Source organism: Ruegeria sp. CG4 (assembly GCF_056537185.1).
Map to the genome: position 1 here is coordinate 95,876 of NZ_JBQFRB010000013.1, position 6,996 is coordinate 102,871.

8 protein-coding genes are annotated in these 6,996 nt (G+C 51.5%); 5 read left to right on the forward strand and 3 right to left on the reverse strand.

Annotation, left to right across the window (positions count from 1 at the left end):
- The first annotated feature begins 150 nt into the window (after nucleotides 1-150).
- From ACR0J2_RS22745 to gltS, 4 genes are all read left to right on the forward strand, one after another.
- Nucleotides 151-1,281, forward strand: a complete 1,131-nt coding sequence (locus ACR0J2_RS22745; protein ID WP_480813967.1) for a patatin-like phospholipase family protein — start codon at nucleotides 151-153, stop codon at nucleotides 1,279-1,281.
- A gap of 88 nt (nucleotides 1,282-1,369) precedes the next feature.
- The gene (locus ACR0J2_RS22750) at nucleotides 1,370-1,810 is read left to right on the forward strand and encodes a hypothetical protein (RefSeq protein ID WP_170682580.1); all 441 of its coding nucleotides are present in this window, start codon (nucleotides 1,370-1,372) and stop codon (nucleotides 1,808-1,810) included.
- A gap of 184 nt (nucleotides 1,811-1,994) precedes the next feature.
- Nucleotides 1,995-2,108, forward strand: a complete 114-nt coding sequence (locus ACR0J2_RS22755) for a hypothetical protein (protein WP_480442377.1) — start codon at nucleotides 1,995-1,997, stop codon at nucleotides 2,106-2,108.
- Entirely contained in the window at nucleotides 2,093-3,328 is a 1,236-nt protein-coding gene (gltS, locus tag ACR0J2_RS22760) for a sodium/glutamate symporter (protein ID WP_480813968.1), read from the forward strand. The genes ACR0J2_RS22755 and gltS overlap by 16 nt, the downstream gene beginning before the upstream one ends.
- 84 nt (nucleotides 3,329-3,412) lie before the next feature.
- On the opposite strand, the gene ACR0J2_RS22765 is transcribed toward gltS, so the two are convergent.
- Nucleotides 3,413-4,867, reverse strand: coding sequence for a GntP family permease (locus ACR0J2_RS22765; RefSeq protein WP_480813969.1), 1,455 nt, complete (start codon nucleotides 4,865-4,867; stop codon nucleotides 3,413-3,415).
- On the reverse strand, nucleotides 4,864-5,931 hold the full coding sequence (locus ACR0J2_RS22770) for a patatin-like phospholipase family protein (protein ID WP_480713950.1): 1,068 nt from the start codon (nucleotides 5,929-5,931) through the stop codon (nucleotides 4,864-4,866). The genes ACR0J2_RS22765 and ACR0J2_RS22770 overlap by 4 nt, the downstream gene beginning before the upstream one ends.
- A 618-nt stretch (nucleotides 5,932-6,549) precedes the next feature.
- Between ACR0J2_RS22770 and ACR0J2_RS22775 the strand changes: the two genes are divergently transcribed.
- Complete coding sequence (locus tag ACR0J2_RS22775) at nucleotides 6,550-6,672, forward strand: glycine zipper 2TM domain-containing protein (protein ID WP_480813972.1); 123 nt, start codon at nucleotides 6,550-6,552, stop codon at nucleotides 6,670-6,672.
- A gap of 136 nt (nucleotides 6,673-6,808) precedes the next feature.
- Here ACR0J2_RS22775 and ACR0J2_RS22780 read toward each other — a convergent pair.
- Nucleotides 6,809-6,996, reverse strand: a 188-nt coding sequence (locus tag ACR0J2_RS22780) for a hypothetical protein (protein WP_480813970.1), incomplete at its 5' end; no start/stop codon positions are given.

Sequence of the window (6,996 nt, forward strand, 5' to 3'; positions counted from 1 at the left end):
TGAGCTCAATTTGAAGGCGACTAATGCGATGGGAGCACACACAGCGCACCTTAGATCAAAACCACGATCAAAAGACGTGGTCCATGTTAATGATATTGGCGTTTGTCCTGGCCTAGTCCAAGTCAGATAGTTGTGGGGGAGACGGGACGCATGAATTGGAGAAAACTCTTTGTTTTTCTGCTACTTTTTCAAGCGGCTTGCTCAAGTATTTCAAGGACCCCAGTAAGCGCTACGGATCTCCAGAACCCGCAAGTCCCACGCATCGAAGGTGCTCGTTATTGGGCTGATATTGCTCCGGCCAATATAAGCGAGCTTCTAGAAACCGCTCTGCGCCAGCGACAAGCATCGGGGGTTTCGTCAGATTACACACTAACGCTGTCGGGGGGTGGCGAAGATGGAGCCTTCGCCGCCGGTATTCTTACCGCATGGAGCGAAGCCGGCACTCGCCCTGAGTTCATGGCGGTCACAGGGGTCTCCACAGGTGCGTTGGCTGCGCCCTTTGCGTTCTTGGGCAGCAATTATGACGGTGAGCTAAAAAACCTATACGGTGGACTGCCACCGTCCCGAATTTTCAGAGGAAGGTTCGTTACTGGGATCCTGAGCGGTGCTTCTGTGAAGAGTTCTGATCCACTAAGGCGACTTATAGAAAGCTACATTACTGACGATTTCCTAGCAAAAATTGCCAACGAACATCGTCGCGGCCGACGCTTGCTGGTTCAATCGGTCAGCTTGGATGCACAAAGGCCGGTGCTTTGGGACCTGGGCGTCATCGCAAATAGCGGGGCAGCAAACGCAAAAAAGGTGTTCGTAGACGTGCTGCTAGCTTCAGCCTCAATACCTGGCGTTTTCCCTCCCGTTTTGATCGACGTCGAAACTCAGGATGGTGTTCGGGATGAACTTCACGTTGATGGTGGTGTCTATTCTCAGACCGCTTACGTGCCTGGATGGGATATCCCAAGAAAATATGCTCGCGGTGGCAAGCTATATGCGATCCGAAACGGCAAAGTTAAGCCAGAACTTAGAGTAACAAAACCGGGGGTCTTCCAAGTATCTGCACGCTCGCTTTCTACACTTATTAAAGCACAAGGCGTAGATGATCTCACGATTGCGTACAAACTAAGCCTTCAGAGAGGCGCTGAATACCAAGCCGCTTGGATCGGGACGGACTTCGACTATCCTCTAGCTGAGCCGTTCGATCCAGAGTATATGCGAGCGCTGTTTGATTACGGTTATCAGCGTTTAAAGTCGGGGACACTTTGGCGCGATCGCCCGCCACGGTAAACCACATAGGCTTCATGTCGCTAACGGGAACCTTGCTTAAGTCGACTTGCCAGTTGAACCACAACCATTAAAGTATTTGACTATGTCGATGAGTGAAACTGAGCGCAATCGGTTGCGTCTTTGGCGCCGCTGGCAAGTAACGTTTGATCATTTCAAGTATCCTCCCCCTATGCAGAGGGTGCATCAAGCACTTGTTATTCACCCTCAACCTTGGACAACGCGCGGTTTAGCCAAATACACAAACCTGCCTCAGACCAGCGTAAGACGACAGTTAAAGCTCTTAGCTGACCCGAACTTGCAGCGTGTTGACGATGGGTTTCAAATCACTGAGTTGGGATTGGCTCTAAACTGGACCGTGCATCGCGAACTCAAAAAGTTCGTCCGAGGGGGGCATCGTTTCAGCCAAAAACTTATTTCTGCACACAAGCAATCAACTGGAATGAACGGTGCCGGTGGGGCTGATTATGAATGGCTCGCCACGCATGTCTGGTGGCCGGTAATAGAGGCGCCGGAAATTCTGGACGCGTAGGTTGTTGGTTTGTTTTGTCCCCAAGTCCTTTGCGGCGAACGAACTCACTTCAAGTGTGCTAAGAAAAAAAGCTACTTGTGGCAAAGAGGTGTTGGGAATGGCGAAGAATAAGAAGATCTCTAAATAGTGCTATGAGACAGAACTAAAAAGGCTGCAGGTAGAGCTTTGCCACCTCCAAGGTTGAGTGCAGCAAACCAAAGCGAGAGTTGTCGTAGTTTTCGAAGGACGCGATGCCGCTGCAAAAGGTGGGGTTAGTCGCGCAGCGAAGTTAGGAGGCTGTTCATGGCAGAACCGATAGTGGTTGATAGTTTTATTGCTGTGACACTGGGCATCGTCGTGTACTTTCTCGGTTCCAGGCTCACAGAGCAGTTTGAGTTTTTACGCAAGTACTCAATCCCCGAGCCGGTTTCAGGGGGCTTGCTGGCTGCACTTGTGACGCTAGGCGTGGTGACTGCGACAGGTCGAGAAGTAGTTTATGATTTGGCTTCGCGCGACTCTTTGCTGATCTATTTCTTCACCACAATTGGGCTTAATGCCAGGTTTTCGGACCTAATTAAAGGCGGACCGCTTCTGGGCCTTATGCTTGTACTGACCATTGGGTACATGTTTATCCAAAACGGAATAGGCGTTGTTGGGGCTTCACTATTTGGGTTGCCATCCCAAGCTGGTGTGATGATGGGAACTACATCTCTAATTGGTGGTCACGGTACCGCGATAGCGTGGGGCCCAGTGGTAGAAGAGCAATATGCTGTAGTGGGCGCAGCGGAACTCGGTATAGCAGCGGCGACGATCGGATTGATCATGGCGAGCCTGATAGGTGGTCCAATCGCCAGCTACTTGATCGCCCGTGACCAACTAGAACCAAGTGCGAAGGAAAAAACTGCGGCTACCAATTCCAACGAAGAAGGCAGTGGAGTGGTTGCTTCAAACGATCCAACCGGTGGTCCAACAAATCCTGGAATGATGAGAGCCATTCTTTGGACACATGTTGCAATTGTGATTGGTTACATTGCAGATGAATCGCTGGAGCTGACCGGAGCAAACTTGCCACTCTTCGTGCCATGCCTTCTTTCTGGTATTTTACTTGCAAACCTGACGCCCAGAGTTTTCCCAAAGATCAAAACACCAACGGGAACCGCTTCTTTGCAACTATTGCAAGACTTCTCGCTAGCGGTGTTTCTTTCAATGTCGCTGATGAGTATGCAACTTTGGACTTTGGCGGGTTCGGCTGGGGTTTTAGCCGTTACTATGACGCTTCAAGCTGCCGCTGCTGCTGTTTTTATCATTTTCGTTGTCTATCGAACGATGGGGCGAAACTACTTTGCTGGCGTGATGTCGGCTGGTTTCGCGGGTTTCGCTCTCGGAGCTACGCCAACGGCTATCGCAAACATGACTGCTGTGACGCACAAGTACGGCCCATCTCCGCTTGCCTTCATTGTGCTTCCGTTGGTTTCAGCTTTCTTTGTCGATATTGCTAATGCATTTATTATCCAAATGTTCGTTTCGAACCTACCTTAGGCTACGTAAAAGGCGTTCGGATGGGTGGCGATCTCTCTCCATCCGACGACGGCGCTGCGCCGAGTTTTCTGATCTTATCAGGCTTTAAAACCCGCCGAAAAGTGATCCAAGCAGGATGATTGCAATCAATGCAATCATCGGCACCAGAACAGCAACTACGAATATATCACCATATGCTTCTCGATGGGTCAGTCCACAAATACCGAGCACCGTGATCACCGCACCGTTATGGGGCAAGGCGTCGAGAGCGCCCGAAGCGACAGATGTTACGCGATGCATGGCTTCCAACGAGGTACTGGTTGCGGCGGCAAGTTCGACAAATTGTGAACCTAATGCATCAAGAGCGATACTCATACCGCCAGAGGCAGATCCCGTGATCGCTGAGAGCGTCGTAACAGAAACCGCCACGGCAATAAGTGGATTGCCCTCACTCAAGCCGAGCATGGCATTTGTGATCGCCTGAAAAACCGGTAGTGCCGCTATAACGGCGCCAAAACCCACGAGACTGGCTGTGTTGAAGATCGGCAATACGGCCGCATCAGCTCCCTTGTTGAGGCTTGTTTTGACGCTTACCAGACGGGTCCAATTTGCTGCGAGCAGAAACAGGATCGAAGTGGTAAGTGCGACAATGATTGACCAAACGCCACGTACAGCCTCAATTGTTGTCTGACCAAACAACGGTTCGGCAAGATAACTGGCATCAAAACGCGGAACGGCTACCTGGATGAAGAGGAAATTAACCACGACCACAAGCACTACCGGGGTGATGGCCAGCGCGAAGCTCGGTTCAATCGTTTGAGGCGTATTGCTTGGTTCAATTTCGTTCAAGTCGAAGCCTTCGCCCTGGGATCGCGTGCGCATCTCACTGTCCAGTTCGGGAAGCACCTCATCGTGTTGTCCATATCCTTCACCGGCAGCTTCTGCACGGGACGCGCGGCGGTTGAGCCACGCCATTCCTAGACCAGCCATGATGGCGGCCGCGATGATCCCAAGACCCGGTGCGGCGAAGGCTGTGGTTCCGAAGAATGGCATCGGGATGGCGTTCTGGATCGCAGGGGTGCCGGGTAGAGCCGACATCGTGAAAGTGAACGCGCCAAGCGCGAGCGCTCCGGGAATAAGCCGTTTGGGAATATCCGCGTCACGGAAGAGAGCGGCTGCGATCGGATAGATCGCGAATGCCACCACGAAGAGCGAGACCCCACCATAGGTTAGTACGCCACAGCACAAGACGACCGCCAGAATGGCTTTGTCAGTGCCAAGCTTGGAGATCACCCAATGTGCGATCGAACGCGCCGAGCCGCTGTCGTCCATTAGCTTGCCGAAGATTGCACCAAGAAAGAACAGAGGAAAAAACGAAATGATGAAATCGCCTGTATTCGTCATGAATATCTGCGTGAAGCTGGCCAGCAGCGGCAATGCGCCCGTCAAAGCAGCTGCCAGCAAAGCAAGGAGCGGCGCCAATATCAGCAGCGTGACACCGCGGAACGCAAAGTACATGAGCAAAAAGAGCGAGAGTAGAACAGAGGCTATATCCATCATTTCTTGGCCTCCCGATCGGTACCTTCGGCCAGATGCGCCGGCTGGAGGCTTTCTTCAAAAATCTCTCTAGGCCGCCACGTTGAGGTCTTTCCAACGTCTGGCCACTCTGAGTTCACCCACTCGTCAGCAGTTTTACGCCCGATTTCGAAAAGGTAGTCCAGAAAGGCCATCTCGGCGTTCATCTTGCTGGACACGCCGAGGTCACACATAGCCCCGGATGCATGGATCCTGTGCAAGCGCCCATCGCGGTAAGCCGCGCGATCCAGATTGTCGTGTTCTATAATCTCCCAAAGGAACCCTAGAGAGCGTAATTCTTTCATCAAGCTGGCGTTGAACGTAATTTCATTAAGGCGATTTTCGATCTCATAGGGCGTTGTGGGAATTTCCGCGCGTTCGAACGGATTAATTTGAACAATGATAATGTCTCGCGCCTCGGTCTCGTCCACCAAGGGGAAGAGCGGTGGATTACCCATGTAACCGCCATCCCAATACGCTTCTCCGTCAATTTCCACAGCTTTGAAGACATGTGGAAGGCAGGCCGACGCCATGACCGCATCTGCACTTAGATCGGGTTGGCGAAAAACTTTGGGGCGCCCGGTCCGCACATTTGTAGCGGACAGAAAGATGCGCGGCCCTTCTGCTGAATTGATGGCTTCAAAATCAAAACAGTTCCGCACAAGGTCCCGTAAGGGATTAATGTTGAGCGGATTGAACTGGTACGGTGACGCCATTTGACGTGTAAACTGGGAAATGATGAAGCCGGGAGAATGCTCCAGGCTCCAATCGCCTCGTAACCTGTTCCACAAAGTTCGTTTGTATGGACTCGCCCTGCTGGCCCGACTCACCTGTGTCCAATAGTGCCTAAGCAAGTTGCGAGCACCCTCAGGCCCAGCCTGTGTTAGGCCCTGTGCCAGGGCGACGGCATTCATTGCCCCGGCACTGGTGCCAGAAATGCCTACTATTTCAAGATCTTCAAGCTGCAGCAATCGATCCAGAACGCCCCAAGTGAAAGCGCCATGCGATCCACCACCCTGAAGAGCGATATCTATTTTTTTCTTAGGCACAACCGAAACTCCATGAGACTTTATCGCACATGCACCATCACTATGCCGCATTGCAGCAATTGCTTAAAGCAAAAGAAACGGAATGCTTTGTTTGTCGCATTTTAGTGACCGCTTCGGGCTCCAAGCAACCGTTCGGTAGAATTCAATGAATGCCTGTTAAGCGGACACAGCAGACGTCGGGCGGACTTCACTAAATTGCCGCATTGCGGACAAACCAGCCCTTTGCATTGAACACCGCAGTGTTCACAGACAGAATAACTATGCTTGGGCAGTGCAAGGCATTTGCGCAGGGTAAAGCGAAACAAAATGCTACAATTTGACAAGCCAAAGCGAATAAACGAATTGAGTTTTATCACAGGCCGTCAGAAGCTTTGTCTTTAGCAGCCTTTATTGAGATTAGGTTAACGTTTGTCCATACAGCGGTTTATGCCTTGTGTAATAGCCAGCCACGGACCACCTAAAAAGCTAATAGACTTGGTAAATCACGAGGAAATCCTGATGAAGAAGGCATTGATAGCCAGCTTGCTCGGAAGCTCAATTTTCTTGACCGCATGCGGAGTACCGGCAACGCCAACTCAGGCACAAGTCCAACATGATGCTCGTTGTGCCGGAGGTGTTTTGGGTGGAGCTGCGATTGGTGGAATAGTTGGAAATCGCTTCGGCGGCGGGACAGGCAATGCCTTGGCTACGGCAGCCGGCGCTGGGCTTGGAATGTATGCAGGTCAATCGGTTTGTAACTGAAGAATGCATACTGAAGGGCAGGCAGGGCACTGCTCGAATAACTAACCTGTTCCTTGGGATACTCGCGGTTCTGCGCTTCTCCGAAGAGCCAGAGTTGAAGATGGACCTCCGATTTGGGCTCGACGCGATCATTCGATCAGATCTGAAGAACGGCTGCCATGCGGGAAATGACAATGATGCCTTTGTCTCCGCTCTGCGCTTTCGCAAATTCTGAGTCTCTAATAGCATCTTCACGCAAGTTACTTCCTTCAAAAAAATAGTGGCCACTAGCCAAATGATGGCCATAGTGTACTGCGCGTTTCATTGGTCGTAGTGAGGTCGAAA